General features: G+C 41.8%; 11 protein-coding genes. All 11 read right to left on the bottom strand.

Annotated features, from left to right (window positions below; all coding sequences use genetic code 11):
* Window positions 1-211 precede the first annotated feature (211 nt).
* On the bottom strand, window positions 212-739 hold the full coding sequence (locus tag HMPREF2758_RS07575) for a tRNA (cytidine(34)-2'-O)-methyltransferase (protein ID WP_070609822.1): 528 nt from the start codon (window positions 737-739) through the stop codon (window positions 212-214).
* Window positions 740-756: 17 nt separating this feature from the next.
* Window positions 757-1914 (bottom strand): tRNA epoxyqueuosine(34) reductase QueG, encoded by a 1158-nt coding sequence (gene queG / locus HMPREF2758_RS07570; protein ID WP_070609820.1) that lies wholly within the window; start codon window positions 1912-1914, stop codon window positions 757-759.
* 83 nt (window positions 1915-1997) lie between these two features.
* On the bottom strand, window positions 1998-2606 hold the full coding sequence (locus HMPREF2758_RS07565; RefSeq protein WP_070609819.1) for a 50S ribosomal protein L25: 609 nt from the start codon (window positions 2604-2606) through the stop codon (window positions 1998-2000).
* 153 nt (window positions 2607-2759) lie between these two features.
* Window positions 2760-4574: a DUF2207 family protein gene (locus HMPREF2758_RS07560; RefSeq protein WP_070609818.1), complete on the bottom strand. Its 1815-nt coding sequence runs from the start codon at window positions 4572-4574 to the stop codon at window positions 2760-2762.
* Window positions 4568-5113 carry a LemA family protein gene (locus HMPREF2758_RS07555; RefSeq protein WP_070609817.1) on the bottom strand — a complete coding sequence of 182 codons (546 nt, stop codon included), beginning with the start codon at window positions 5111-5113 and terminating at the stop codon, window positions 4568-4570. The genes HMPREF2758_RS07560 and HMPREF2758_RS07555 overlap by 7 nt, the downstream gene beginning before the upstream one ends.
* A 144-nt stretch (window positions 5114-5257) precedes the next feature.
* Window positions 5258-5893 (bottom strand): hypothetical protein, encoded by a 636-nt coding sequence (locus HMPREF2758_RS07550; protein WP_070609816.1) that lies wholly within the window; start codon window positions 5891-5893, stop codon window positions 5258-5260.
* A 16-nt stretch (window positions 5894-5909) separates the two neighbouring features.
* Complete coding sequence (gene gdhA, locus HMPREF2758_RS07545; RefSeq protein ID WP_371440329.1) at window positions 5910-7256, bottom strand: NADP-specific glutamate dehydrogenase; 1347 nt, start codon at window positions 7254-7256, stop codon at window positions 5910-5912.
* 146 nt (window positions 7257-7402) lie between these two features.
* A complete protein-coding gene (locus tag HMPREF2758_RS07540) occupies window positions 7403-11725 on the bottom strand; it encodes a Spy0128 family protein (RefSeq protein ID WP_070609814.1) in 4323 nt (1440 codons plus the stop codon).
* A 139-nt stretch (window positions 11726-11864) separates the two neighbouring features.
* The gene (locus HMPREF2758_RS07535; protein WP_070609813.1) at window positions 11865-13076 is read right to left on the bottom strand and encodes a DUF819 family protein; all 1212 of its coding nucleotides are present in this window, start codon (window positions 13074-13076) and stop codon (window positions 11865-11867) included.
* Window positions 13077-13292: 216 nt separating this feature from the next.
* Window positions 13293-14291, bottom strand: coding sequence for a transglutaminase-like domain-containing protein (locus tag HMPREF2758_RS07530; RefSeq protein ID WP_246823288.1), 999 nt, complete (start codon window positions 14289-14291; stop codon window positions 13293-13295).
* Window positions 14292-14624: 333 nt separating this feature from the next.
* Window positions 14625-15005: LPXTG cell wall anchor domain-containing protein (locus tag HMPREF2758_RS07525; protein WP_148128896.1), on the bottom strand; the 381-nt coding region annotated here is incomplete at its 5' end.

The following is a 15005-nucleotide window of genomic DNA, read 5'->3' as shown; positions in this document are numbered from 1 at the left end:
TACACTCTGATCATAACGGCGACGACCGGCTTTACTTAAGTTGATTTCATAAAGCAGTTAAGATTTGTGGATTCCTCAAGGAGCTTGGATGGCTTTCATCAACCGCCAACTTTCTTCAACAAGCGCGCTTAAATACTAGTCAAATCACTATTATCGATATTATATTAGAGTTTGATGAAAAAATCAAGTCCTGATCCGCTCATTTATCAAGCTACCAAGCCATGCGGCGTGATTTTTCCGTATCACGGTAATGGTGCAAGGAATCTAAGCCTTGAAAGTCCTGTTGGCGCAAGGCTTCATAAATAATGATATTAGCCGTATTGGAAAGGTTCAAGGACCGAACATGCTCGTCGTTCATGGGTATCCTTAGGCACTGATCCTTATGAGCTTCCATAAATTCTTCCGGAAGTCCCGTCGTTTCCTTACCAAAAAGGAAAAATTGTTCAGACACTGAGGGGTCCGCTAAATTTGCTTGAGAATAGACCTGCCTAGCAAACTTAGAAATTAAAAACAAGGGGTGTGAACCCACATAATCCATAAAGGCAGCTAAGTTCTCATGATAAATAATATCCACCTTATCCCAATAGTCCAGACCTGCACGTTTTAACATTTTGTCGGACGTGGAAAAACCAAGAGGTTCAATCAAATGCAGACTGGTATTGGTTGCCGCACAAGTCCGAGCGATATTCCCCGTATTGGCTGGCATCAAGGGTTCAAATAATGCGATATGGTTCTTCATGATCCATCTCCTTTTCTTTATCTTGCAGGACGCTTATCTTGTAAACGTTGAATCGCTTGAGTCATCTCATCGATAATCTCTGGTTGATCTTCTTTAGCTCGTTGATCTTCAATCAATTGTAACAAAGCTGGGTTTTGCTGACCTTCAATAAGACTTAAAGCATAGGCTGCTGTCGCGCGAATGACTGGACGCGGATCCTCTTCTAATACTTGCATCAACAAGGGCATACTGGTACGGTCACGATAATTAGCTAAAGCAATAATGGCATTTCGTTGAATGGGCTTTTTACCCCGCCAAGCGCCTGAGAGATGGCCATACTTCGTCTTAAATTCCTTATTCGTCAAAAACAAGAGGTCCTGGAGCACTGGCCGAACCACTTCCGCATCCGGCTCCATCTCTGGATGCAGATGACTATCCACGCCCCGATTATAGGGACAAGCCATCTGACAGATATCACAGCCATAGATGACATGAGTCATTTTACGGCGAAATTCTAAAGGCATTAAGTCCTTAGTCTGGGTCTGATAAGACAAACACCGTCGACCATTGATCTGCCCCTCCCCTAGGAGGGCTTGAGTTGGACAAGCCTTGATACAGCGATAACAATCCCCACAACCGTTAGGTATCGGATCATCCGGATCGATCACCAAGTCAGTCACAATCTCTCCCAGATAAACATAAGAACCAAATTCTGGGGTAATTAAGAGCGTATTACGCCCCACAAAACCAATCCCTGCTCGTTCAGCCACCGCAACATCTGACAATTCACCGGTATCCACCATGGACTTAAAGCGTGCATCGGGCACTAATTCTTCCAAATAGGCAATTAACTGCGACATCTTATCTCTTAGAATTGTATGATAGTCAATCCCCCAGGAAGCCCTCGCAAATAACCCCCGTCTTGGCCCCTTTCGTTCTTCTTCAACTACCGGTACGGCAGAAGGATAGGCCAAACATATCGCAATGATCGACCTTGGTTGGTCAAAGATCCGATCAGGATATATTCGTTCCTCTAAAATAGGGTGCTCAAAACCGGTAGAATATCCTCGATCTATCTGCTCTTGATATTTAGCCTCAATCGACAAAAAAGGAGCGGCATCTGTAAAGCCGATCTTATCGATACCAATAGCCTGAGCCTTGGCTTTAATGGCTTGCTTCAATTGCTTTGACTCCATCCTTTTGCCCCTTCCTTTGCATCTTCTACTTAACAAAAAAGCCGTGACCCAAGTCACAGCTTTAATTTACATTTTGATGATGCTTATTCTTCGTCTTCTTTTTCACCAATTACTTCTGGTTCAGCTGCTTCTGATTCTTCATCTTCAGCTGGTTCTTCGGTTGGTGCAATGACAGAAACGATGGTTTCTTCAGCATCTTCTAAGATTTCAACTCCAGCAGGTACTTCTAAATCACAGATTGACTTAGTATCACCAATTTCCATGCCTTTAACATCAATTTCAAACGCATTTGGAATATTTGCTGGTGTTGTTTCAATTTCAATCGTATTGAAGACTTGTGCTACAATACCCACCTTAACGGTTTCTTCGTTGAGAAGAACCAATGGCACTTCAACTTGTAATTTTTGGTTCGCTGAGATCGCTTCTAAGTCGATTGAGTAGAAATGATCTTTAAGACTTGCTTTTTCAAAGTCTTTTAAGATTACTTGTTGAGTTTTGCCATCAAACTCCACATCAAATACGGCATTAGATCCTTCAGCTTTTAATAAAGCTTCAAATTCACGTGCAGATACTAATAGAGAAGTGGCTTCTACTTCTTTACCATAAAGCGTTGCCGGAATCTTACCTTCACGACGTGCTTGCTTGGATGCACCTGTACCTGTTTTTGTTCTTAATTCTGCTTTAATTGACATATATAAAACTCCTTTGTCTCTTAGTCTAGTAGAATGCTAATTCTTAATTTTTTGCACACCAGCTATTCTACCAAAAATCACTGAAGAATGCTAGTCTATAATGAAAATAAAGCCTTTTTTCTTGTATAAAAGGGTAAATGGCCGGCTCTAAAGCTATCTGGCACCTCCGCCACCGCCTCCAAAAGAACCGCCACCGCCTCCCATACTTGAGAAGCCACCGCCCCCTGATGACATGGACTGAGTGATGGTATGGCTACTGGTTGCTTGATGGTAAGAATTATTCATTAAACGACTCATTAAGTAGTAGTCTGCATAAGTAAATTGACGCCCGTTATAACTATAGGTTGATTCCTTCACATAATCAGGGTTCAACTTAACAAATTCTTGCTCCACTTGGTCAGCAATTCCTAATGCGCTGGCATAGATCAAAAGCTGATCCCATAAGCCGACCTCTAAAGCATGTCGTTCATTAATCAAGGAGAAGTCCTTCAGATAATTGTAGAATTTCACCCATTGATCCCGCATCTCAAAACCAGACTCAGTGAGTTGATAGCCCACTTGTTGACTGGCTCTTTGAAAATCCGCTGACTTAACTGTCTTTAAGCGCAGTCCCTCGAGATAACCTCCAACTTGAAGTCTGGCTTTTGAATCCGTCTGGCATAACTTTAGAAAAGATTCATAGTCTTGGTAATTTTTACGGATGTAATTCTTTAAGTCTTTCTGTCTGAGACGGCCTTGGTCATCACTGGCAGACATTAATAAATCCCAGAACGCTATTAAAGGTTTCGCGGTAAAATTTGCCTGATTGGGATCCAAGACAAAGGCCAATTGCTTCTTATTAAACAAGCCCTCTTCGACTTCTTCCAGGCTTAAAGCTCCAGCCTTCACTAAAGTTAAAATACAGGCTGTTGTGTAATTCTCCTCCAAGTCAGCAACGGATAGGTTATCCAATAATTCATAACCCATAAAGACATCTTCTCCCGGAGCTTGGCGTTCATATTGTCCTTCAAGTTCCCTTGAGCGCATCTCTAGGTCTGGATAGTACTTCCTCAGGGCACGACGATTATTAATACTATTAATAACCGTATAAATAGCCGTGACCCCTGCCAACAAGACCACTCCCCCAATCATCCAAGAAGCTGAGGAATCTTCCTCTGAGGCCTGCATCTTTTTAATATCATCATACGTCGCATTCGGATCATAGTCCTCATAATTATAATCCGACCCTTGGAAAGCTCGTTGGACATAATCATCAAAGGTCTCATCGAGATCTTGTTGAGTGGCATAAGTCTCACTAGGAATTCTTACCAATAAGATGCAAGCATCGCCTTGCTGCAAGGGCTGATCATTCCTAGCTTCAACCCGACCTTCTTTGAAGTCAACTCGGCCTGAATAGCCAAAGGCCCAGATTCGATTAGTCTCCAAACTCAAGGGATGGTCAGCACTGGCGATCGTCACTGAGAAGTTCTCCGGAGAATCTGCTAGATCAGGACTCACAAACTGCCAGTAGATCATCTGATCCGTCTGAGTCTGCATCACAAAATTCTTAATTCGGTAGCTTAACTGATAAGTCTGGTTGCCTTCCTGACTAATCCCCCAGTTGAGCTCATTACCGTTTTGACCGCTCTTAAAGGCCTTCTCTTCAAAGGAAGCATCGAGGTCCCAATCGGTCCCAAGAGAATCAAAAGTTCGTCCATTGAGACTCACCTGAAAATCTTCTACTGCTTGATTAGAAGCTAATTCAATCGCCTTATAAAGCTCTGTATAGCCCTCCGTTCGAACTTGCCAAGTCTCTTGGATATCAGCCGACCCGTCCGATTGAAGTTCGACTTGGACCTCAATCCTTTTAATATCCAGATCAGCAGCATAAACTGTCTGAACCGTCCACAGGCAAAAAAACGTCAGTAACACCAGCGGCCAAAGAAGCTTAGAACGAACTGATAACGAAGGTCTAAGACGGCCTACCATTGGGGCATCTCCGTTTTTTCTGGGCTTGCCTTGAAGTATTCTTCCGCTTGGAAGCCCGCCATTCCCGCAATAATGGATTGAGGAAAGACCTTAATCATTCGATTAAAACGAGTGACCGTATCATTGAAGACCATCCGAGATTGTCGAACATTATTCTCATATTGATTCACCGAATTCATGGTCGTTTGATAGACTTGAGACGCCTTCAAATCAGGATATTGTTCAACTACGACATCAATCGACCGTAAAGCCTGTTGGAATGCCTGATCGTCCTTAACGACATCTTGTACTGAGGAATGACGATCAATTCCTGATCTTGCCTTTACAATTTGAGTGAGCGTTTCTGCTTCATGACTTTGGTAATTTTTAGTGGCTTGCATCAAGTTGGATAAGGCATCCCAACGCGATTCAACTTGGGCTGCAATTTGAGCCATGGCGTTGTCGACCATCTCATGTTGCTTGATAAAGCCATTATAAACACCCACACCCCACAAAGCGATCAATACAATGATTCCTAAAACAACAAATAATGCTATCATACAATTCCTCCTCATTTTTTAAGCTATCTTTATTTTACTGGAAATTAATCCCAGGTGCTAGAAAAAAGCCTAATCATCTAGTTACTTATTAAAAAAATAACCCTTCAAGTCCAATAACTTGAAAGGTTACCTCTGATAAAAAGCTTACTTTTGGGAACTGATCGATACTTTTTGAACAGACTGGTCACCTCGTGAAGCAGCAGCCATTAAAACTTGGGCCGACCCCTTATAATCCATAACCGTTTGACTAGCCCCTGCTATGGCGTCTACTTCTTGGTAAGGATTAGCTAAAAAATCACTATCTAAAGCCTCAATCACTTCCTCGAGATCTACTCCCGTCGCCTGCTTCATTTGAAGATTATATTCTTCACTCTTACTGATTTTATTGTGCTTTTGATTAAAATAATCAAAGTCAGATGATTGAACTTTGCCATCTTTGACGACAATCACATGATAAAGCTGATTGCCTTGCTCATTTTCTGGCGATAAGGCCTGATAACGTCCATCCTTCAAGGGAGTATCCTTATCCAGTGGTTTAATCGGGCTTTGGGTCGTCTCCACGGCCTCTTCGATCCTTGGAAAGTCAGACTGGCTGGTAGTTGTTGTTTCGAGTGATTGAGCTTGAGTATCTTTAGATGTCTCAATCGAACTAGTCAGCTCGGTCGAATCTTTCGGAGACTTAGACGACTGATCCGACTTAGCTTCTTGGGAACAAGCTGCTAAGACCCACATAGAAGTAAATAACAAGGTATGCTTTAACCAATGATGCTTGCTTTGCATTGAATCATTCTCCCTTCTATACCACGCCTAATTGTAACAAACCTTCCACTACCTTCTCAAAAGAGGCAATATCAGCGCCAAAGGCATAATTCAGTCCGCGACCATGACGCAAACTTGCTTCTTTACATTGATTAAAGATATGAGTCATAATTTCTTGAAGTCTTTGATCCACCTGGTCCGGCTTCATAGGCAGTCGAGCCGCATTTTGGCACATTTCCAAGCCTGAAACAGCTACCCCACCCGCATTACTTGCCTTACCTGGAGCATAAGGAATCTCTGCTTCTTTAACCACTTGGCAAGCCTCTGCCGTTAAAGGCATATTCGCTCCTTCAGCTATAAAGCTAAGCCCCTTATCCAACAATCGCTTAACTTGCACATGATTCATCTCATTTTGAGTCGCACATGGAAGGGCTATATCCGCTTCAATCGCCCAGTCCCAGACTGATTGTGCTCGTACCTGGGCTTGAGGGTGCCGCTTAGAATAATCAACCAAGTTTGCCTGCGGATCATCTCGCAATTGAATCACAAGCTCTAAATCAATCCCCTTAGGATCATAGATAGCATAATCAATATCCGATAAGGTTACCACGTTTGCCCCTAATTCTTGAGCCTTACGACATGCATGAGAAGCGACATTTCCTGCACCTGAAATCATTATCGTCTTTCCTGCTAGGTCTTGTCTTGCTTCAGCTAACATCTGTTTTAAGAAATAGATTAAGCCGTAGCCAGTAGCAGGCGGACGCGATTCATTCCCTCCTAAGACAACCGGCTTACCCGTTAACACTCCTGGTTGAGGTCCTTGCAGACGCTTGTACTGACCATAAAGATAGCCGATCTCACGTCCTGCCACACCAATGTCCCCAGCAGGAACATCAAGGTCTGGACCAATATGACGGTATAATTCCGTCATAAAGCTTTGACAAAAGCGCATGATCTCCTGATCTGACTTGCCTCGTGGATCAAAATCAGCCCCACCTTTACCACCTCCCATAGGAAGACCTGTCAAGGCATTCTTAAAGGTCTGTTCAAAGCCTAGAAACTTCAATATCGATAGATTTACCGAAGGATCAAAGCGGATTCCTCCTTTATAAGGTCCTAAAACCGAGGAAAATTGGACCCGATAGCCGGTGTTCACTTTAACCTTTCCTTGGTCATTCACCCAAGGCACCCGAAAACTAATTGCTCGCTCTGGTTCCACTAGACGCTCCAAGACTGCTTGGTCTTGATACTCAGGATGGAGATCGATCACCGGTTCAATCTCATTAAAAAACAAGTGTACCGCTTGAAGAAATTCCTTTTCATGGGGATATTTTTGACTTAAGTCTCGATAAGATTTATTAAGATAGGTATTTTTCATTAAAATCCTCTTTCTTTTCAGATTCACTCAATCTACTATTTATTATATTTTTTACAATCTTAACAAGCAAGTTATAAATGAAAAAGCCCCCAAATAATGTCCTTAATGGGCAAATCATTTGGGGGAAATAGTCATCAATTGATGATTACTAATTAATCTTTTTCATCGGATGAATCTTTGGAACGAATCAATAAGACAAGACCTACCAAGAAGATCATACCAGCAATCGCTGATAAAGTTCGTGAAACATCTTCCCCAGTTCCAGGTAACCCTTGTTTAGGCTGACCCGGTTTAGGCGGTGTCGGCGTTGATTGAGTTGATTCAAGCGTCGTGGGTGTTGTCGTCCTTTCTTCTGTACTAGTGGTCGATTCACTTGTCGTTGTTGATTCCGTCGTCGAAGTCGATTCACTTGTCGTTGTTGATTCACTTGTCGTCGTTGACTCGGTTGTCGAAGTTGACTCCGTCGTCGAAGTCGATTCACTTGTCGTTGTTGACTCGGTTGTCGAAGTTGACTCACTTGTCGTCGTTGACTCGGTTGTCGAAGTTGACTCCGTCGTAACTGTTGTTTCTGTGGTTGTTTCTTCTGGAACCTTTGCATTTTTAACAGTTATTGGATCGACTGGTTTATACTTAACTCCTACACCTTGATTTGCCGCTAGCATAATCTCAAATGGAGGAATTGGTTGATCATTCATTTGATAACCTGAAGGAGCTTGAACCTCTTCAAAATGATAGATTCCTAGAGGTAAACGATCAAAGATAATTTCACCTTGATCACCTGTTGTACGAATAACAGGTTCCATCAAAGTCACGTTAAAGGAACTCGATAAATTACTCTGTTCCACTGAAGTCTCAATTGTCGATTCGTCTTCTACAGAAGTCACGCTTGTTTCACTGGATGTTACCGTAGTGACCCTCGTAGTACTTGTAGTTGAAGCGGCTTGAAGTTGGGCTAATTGAATTTTAAGCTCAGAAATTTGTGCTTCTAATTCCTTCACTCGAGCCCGACTTTGATCCAATTCATCCTGATTAACAACAACCTCTTCATAGGCTGGAGAGGCTGCTTGACCGTCTCCATTAGTTTCCATTTCTCCCACTGGTTCTGACGCTGGTTCTTGACTCGTAGTCGATACCAAGCGTTGTTCAATAATTGGTTGGACCTGTTTTGCCGCTTCCATTTGAGCTTCTAATTCTTTAATTTCTTGTTCAATCTGAACAAGTTCTGCATTAGTCTCTGAATCAACTTCGACCGAAGTGGTCGTTGTAGTAGTCGAATCAGTACTTGAACTTGTTGTCTCTTCACTCGTTTCTTTTGAATCGGTTATTTTAACTTCAATCATAATACCCGAAACATTTCCTGCTTCATCTTTTAGATAATGAGCGATTAATTCAAAGTCTTTTGATTCTTCAATAGTCGGTTCCACCTTAGCATTCGTGAGATCCAACTGATATGAACCCGCTCCTAAATACACTTTTGTACGCTTAGATTCATCAAAAGCAATCTGACCATCATTTAAAATAGGATCCACTGTTTGACTTTCTGATCCAATCACTTGAATACCCGAAACTGATTGAACTTGTCCGGTTGGATCATCTAAATAGAATGGGATCGCTGCTTTATCCTGAACCAACTTAAACTGAGCCCCTTTTAAGGCTGCATTGGTGTCCGCATCTACCTTATATAAGGTTACTAAGCCTTTAGGTGAGTCTCCTACCGTATTGACAAAATTAGGTTCTTCTACTGTTTGTCCTTCTTTAGAATAAATAGCGGTTAGTTCCATCTTATCATCGACAGTCACTGTCAATTGATAAACCGATTGATCATAAGACATACCTATTTCCCTACCTGAACGCTCACGAATTGTATAGTGATAAGTTCCTGGTTGGGAATATTCTATTTCCTTGAAGGTCACTTGACCAGCCGCCGTATTTGTTGCGGTATCAATAACTTTGTCATCTTCCAATAATTGGAAAGTAAACTCGCCTTCTTTTAACTCGCGACCACTCAAGGTCTTCATGGCTTGAGGAACAAAATTAGCTTTCACTGGCTCAAATTTATTCTCAAAAGTAGCCTGGTCAGCTGCTTCATTATCAACCTTGTAAGTAGCTTGTAAATCAAGATTATCTGTTACTTCCACCGTTAAGGTATAAATACGCTCATCATACGTCAAGCCTAATTCGGTCAATTCTTCAGGCTTAACTTCTTTGATTTGATAGTTATATGTCCCAGGCTTCGTATACTTAAGCGTTCTAAAGGATACCTGTCCTGAAGCCGTATTTGTGACTGTATCAATTACTTGACCGTCTTGCAACAATTGGAAAGTAAACTCGTTATCCTTCAACTCTCTACCAGTCAACACCTTAGACACGACCGGTGTATAATCCGCGGACTTAATCTTATTCACTAATTCATATTCTAAGCTAGCTTCTGTTAAATTAGCCTCACGTACTTCTAATTTAAATCCTGGAACCTCTTCTTCAACAAATGAAATTTCGGAGTTTTCTAAGTATTCTGGATTTGGGAAATCATCAATCGTGGCCGTCCATCCTTCTGATTTCTTGAGAACGACAGTATCTGTTTGTCGACCATTAATCAATACTTTGATCGTAATTTGATAAGGAATGTTGACTCCTTCAGGAAGTTGATTGGAATCGAGTGAATTCCCATCTTGGTCCACCCACTTTTTAACCAATTTCAATTGGAAGCTTCCTTCTTGACCAAAGATTAATTTCCCATTATTGGTAATTCCACCACCTGATATTCCTAAGTGACTCGCCTTATTACCCATAATGAATACTTTAGCCAATCTCTCTGCTAGAAACTTCGAATCTTCTGATGGCACCGACTTATAACCAAGATGCCCCTCCATCACTTTATTATATTCAAGCGGTTCTCCAGGGTTATTCGGATCAAATCGAGGATCTTGTTGACCGACTTCATAATTCACATGGATATTTTGAATCGAACCATCCTTATACCATAAACGATGACCGCCACCTAAGAGTCTAGAAGTAATCTCAAGGCCTGGATTCTTAATATCTTTTTGAATATTAACAAAGTCATCTCCAGCCCCTAAGTATTTGCCTTGGTTAGCATTACCAGCCTCATTGTCATAGATGGCAACTCCTTTATCAATATGGGTGATTGTCTGACCCGTTGGGCAATTCCAAACACCCCCACCTTGCATGCTCGCTGGTTTTGATTTACCGCCAACACCAATTCCAATTAAGAAAGGTTTTTCAACGCGGTTATCCTTAATCAATGTATTATACATTCTTAAAGTCGAAAAAGTATCATTATAAATTGCGCCACCACCCCAGAATCCTGTTGCCTCATTACCCTTAAATTCTCCGGCATGAATCTCCGTAATTCCAACGTCTTCTGCGGCATCTTTACTTTTAATTAGCGCTAGTGCACCACCAGATTTTGACGATTCGTTATTGGTATAGCTACCACCATTAATTTTAGTATAACTATCTGCAATATAGAGAGCACCCCCTGCTCCATTTGCTTTGTTATGGTTAAACTGACCACCATCGATCGTTAACTTAGACTGACTTAAAGCATAAAGTGCACCACCTTGGCCACTATATTCACCATTTGAATTATCCTCAAAGCTTCCATCTTTCATTTGGAATATCCCATTATCAATCGCCACTGCTCCGCCGCGCTCAGCTGAATTAGCCTTGACCATTCCTTTGTTCATCGAGATGGTTCCACCTCTAGTGTAAATGGCACCCCCATAAGCGTACCTCGTGGGATGAATGGCTTGATTGTTACTAATCTCGCCGTCATTGATGGTTATCGTTGAATCTTTATCCCAAGAACTTATGGCTCCACCAAATTGCAGACTCTTATTCTGACTGACTCTCCCACCATCCATCACCATGGATCCTTTTTTGATCGTCACTACTGAATATTCTGTATTATCACTATCGGTTAAAGCTTGTGCCTCATTACTAGAGATCTCTCCTCCAGATAAATGCAAGCTTCCACCCTCTACAGAAATAATCGATCCCGGTAACTTAGTATCTTTAATCCCACCGTTGACGATGTTCAATTGTCCTTTAACCTGGACTTGCGCATTGCTGACAGTCGGTCCATCAATTGTCAGCGTCCCTCCTTCTTCTACCACAATCGAATCAAGACCTTTTCCTTTTAAAGTCCCTGTTCCGACTAGATGGAGGGTTTGTCCCTTTCGAACCACTAGCTTATCACTGGCTTGTGACCCATCAATACCTTGAGAACCGACAGTCAATGTTACCTCTGAACCTTCAGTACTTTCACTGACTTTCTTAACTAAATCTCCCCAAGAAGACAGTTCATCTGACGCATCAGAAGCATAGACCCTTGAGATTCCAAAGGGCTGTGTAACTTCTGTTATGACCTGTCCAGGTTCAAGCGAACTCGCTCCACTGGATCCTGCTAATATTACGGTCGCCAGTAACCAACGACCCATTTTTTTGATCTTCATGATGACCTCCTATAAATTTATAGCATCTATCAGTATTCTTTGGATCAAGTATACTCCTTTCATGTAAAAAAGATAGTCTATAATAGTTATTAATAGTATTAATCAAAAAAACGATTGCTAAGCAATCGTCCATTATTTACTAATGCAATAGAATACCAATCAAGACGCCTAAATAATTACCTACCACATAACCGAGTGTTCCAACCAAGAGAGATGGTACGATGAGATCCCCCCAACCCTTGGAGACAGCCATGGCTGCCGCTGTGGTCGGTCCACCGATATTGGCATTGGAAGAAACCACAATCTCCTCAATGCTGAACTTAAACAGCTTGCCACAAAGGAGCGTCCATAGAAGATTGGTAAAGACCATGATCGCAGCAAATAAGAGTAAGAGTGGCGACTCTGAAAGAATCAAGGGTACCGATGCAGGAGCCCCAATCACCGCAAAAAAGAGATAGATTAAAAAAGTCCCTAATTCTTGACTACCATGAATAGACTGCATCCAATTGGGGCATAAAGAGGCTAATAAGATGGTAAAGGTCGTTATTAATAGATACTTATTTCCAAAGAAACTTCTAAGCACTACTGACAAGAGGTCTTGACCGCTAAAGGAATCACTCATGAAATTAGCTAAGGCTGAAGATAAGGCCACAATCACTAAGGACAAGCTGACTGTTAAAGCAATATCCTTCAAAGAAATATCCTTAGGACTCCAATATTTTGCGGCCATCGTATCACTTGCTGACCGATCTTCGGTAGTCATTTCTGTGAGCTTATCCATATGCGGATGGGAATAATGGTACTGAATCCACTTCAATCCAGGTAAGGTAATAAGTACAAAGAAATATAGAGCCATCAAGAGATTATCCGCCACCATGGCAGCTGAGGTAGTAGCAGCCGGAACTTTATAGGCCGTCGATAAAGCCACAAAGTTCACTCCACCCCCAATATAAGTTCCAATAAACATAGGCACAATATCGTTCAATTGTGGAATCAGGTCTCGAAGCAAAAAATAAGCCAACACCCCCCCTACAATCGTCCCCAGACTTGACAAAAGGAAGATCAACATTAAGCGCCCCGCTCCTTGCTTAATAGACTTCAGATCAGCAGTAAATAATAACATGGGTAAGGCCAAGGGGACAATATAATCCCAGACCGCATCATAAACTGGTGAACTAGTTGGAATCACTCCTACATTTGACAGTACTAACATCATCACTAAGGCGATGATAGCCCCAGTGACCTTACTGGCCCAGTCGTATTTTTGTTCCAAAACAATCGCAATCGTTGCACAGCCTGCAATGATTGCCCACAATGCCCATATATTATCGGCATGAATCAATGAATTCACTAATATCCTCTCCCTAAATTAACAAAATCGAGCCCTCAGCCAATTCGCTTCAGACCCGATCTCTGAATCATTATCAATCCTATCAGCGGCTTATCCTTTAAAAGCTTTGCTCTTATAAACACCGATGCACTCTAAACATTCTATAACAAAAACTCCCCCTAGAAAAGCCCCAAAATAGCATATAAAAAAGCCAGCCTTGCGGCTGGCGGTCATTCATTATTCTGCTAATTGATAGTCAAAATGATAACCAAAGTCTTCTGCTTGATAGCAATCTAGTGCTTGACCATCCACTTCGGCATAAGGATAACCAAATTGGTTAACTGGACCAGCTTCTTGTTCTGGATTTAAGGTTAAGTCACGACCCGTTGAGAAGGCAACCCGCATTGGATCTAAGTTACCATAATAATAATCATAGTAAGTCTGAGCTTCTGGACTAGACTTATCTAATTCTTTATTTAGGACCATCTTAAGCACATCGGCAACGTCAATTGCTACCCATCCTGTGCCTGGTTGATAGTATTCTACCCAACAGTGTTGGCTTCCCGTTACATCGCCATCTTCATCCTTCATCCGAACGCCGAAGACTTCCCGTGAAGGAATTCCTTGAGCTCTCGTTAAACCAATAAAGACAGAGTGAATATCGGTACATTTACCATCTAAACTAGCAATCGAATCAAGGGCATCTCCTGTACCACAACCCACTACATCGTCGTTACGGACCATATTGTCAAAGATCCATTTGTAGATAGCTCTTACCTTATCTTCTACTGTGGCATCCTCTTGAGAGATTTCGTCGGATAATTCTTTCATTTCATCGCCAATTGGAACTAATTTAGATCCCGTTAGATATTGAGCGAACTCATCCTTATCAATCGCTTCTTCTTCATTAAATTCAGGCTTGTCTACGCGTTTGCGAGTAACATCGAAAGAGTAAGTTAACTTACGATCTTTTTGGTCGGCTGGCCATTCCACATAGATCATCTTATTGCCTAACTCATCTTCCGTCACTTGATATTCAACGGATTCATCCGATACTTCGATCTTCACATTAGAGATTTCTTGATAATCATTCGATTCTGCATAAGGAATCCATAGACGCACCTTATCCTTAGCTTCATGATGGGACAGATCAAACTCTTGCACAAAATGTCCAGAATGTTCTTCCGGGAAATCCACTAGGGAAGCTGTATCCGCCTCTGCCGATTCGGTTGACATCTCTTGGCTAGATTCTGCTTCGTTGGACGATTCTTCTTATCCATAGATTAAGGGATTGGATGCTCCCGTCATCAATAAGCTGGCAATTAAGATTGAGGTCATTAATTTTTTCTTCATAGTCCGCTCCTTTAATAATAATGTATATAGTTAGTCTAACATTCGTTTGAATTTAATACTATAAATATTAGAAATTAATAAAAAACATCTCCCTTTATTAGATAGTCTGATGATCCCCTATAATTCATCACTTTACTTGAACAAAAAAATGAGCCAAGCAACCATTGTTGCTTAGCTCATTGCTAGACCCATTGTTAGTCCATTTTAATCCGACAATTATTCTTCTTCTTTTTTACGGCGTTGACTTGCGATAAGACCTAATCCAGAAAGAATGGATAGGGCAGCCGCTCCAAAGAGATGACCAGATACCTCACCAGTTTGAGGCAATGTCGTTGCTTTTTCAACTTCTCCTGTTGATGGATCATTAGCGGGATTGGTTGGAGCTTTTGGATCTTCTTCACCTGGTTTTCCTGGATCTTCTGGTTTTTCAGGAGTTTCTCCTGGAGTACCTGGTTCGCTTGGTTTACCTGGTTTTTCTGGATCTTCCGGTTTTGGATCTTCCGGTTTTGGATCTTCCGGTTTTGGATCCTCTGGTTTCGGATCTTTCGGTTTTGGATCTTCTGGCTTCGGATCTTCTGGCTTCGGATCTTCCGGTTT

The organism is Facklamia sp. HMSC062C11, from assembly GCF_001810675.1.
GTDB lineage: Bacteria > Bacillota > Bacilli > Lactobacillales > Aerococcaceae > Facklamia > Facklamia hominis.
The sequence above is the reverse complement of the archived record's forward strand: the minus strand, read 5'-3'. Positions and strand labels throughout refer to the sequence as shown.

Bases quoted from the DNA above. Each gene is read 5' to 3' on its own strand.
- HMPREF2758_RS07575 (WP_070609822.1), bottom strand. From the start codon at position 739: ATGAAGAACCATATCGCATTATTTGAACCCTTGATGCCAGCCAATACG.
- queG (WP_070609820.1), bottom strand. From the start codon at position 1,914: ATGGAGTCAAAGCAATTGAAGCAAGCCATTAAAGCCAAGGCTCAGGCT.
- HMPREF2758_RS07565 (WP_070609819.1), bottom strand. From the start codon at position 2,606: ATGTCAATTAAAGCAGAATTAAGAACAAAAACAGGTACAGGTGCATCC.
- HMPREF2758_RS07560 (WP_070609818.1), bottom strand. From the start codon at position 4,574: ATGGTAGGCCGTCTTAGACCTTCGTTATCAGTTCGTTCTAAGCTTCTT.
- HMPREF2758_RS07555 (WP_070609817.1), bottom strand. From the start codon at position 5,113: ATGATAGCATTATTTGTTGTTTTAGGAATCATTGTATTGATCGCTTTG.
- HMPREF2758_RS07550 (WP_070609816.1), bottom strand. From the start codon at position 5,893: ATGCAAAGCAAGCATCATTGGTTAAAGCATACCTTGTTATTTACTTCT.
- HMPREF2758_RS07540 (WP_070609814.1), bottom strand. From the start codon at position 11,725: ATGAAGATCAAAAAAATGGGTCGTTGGTTACTGGCGACCGTAATATTA.
- HMPREF2758_RS07530 (WP_246823288.1), bottom strand. From the start codon at position 14,291: ATGTCAACCGAATCGGCAGAGGCGGATACAGCTTCCCTAGTGGATTTC.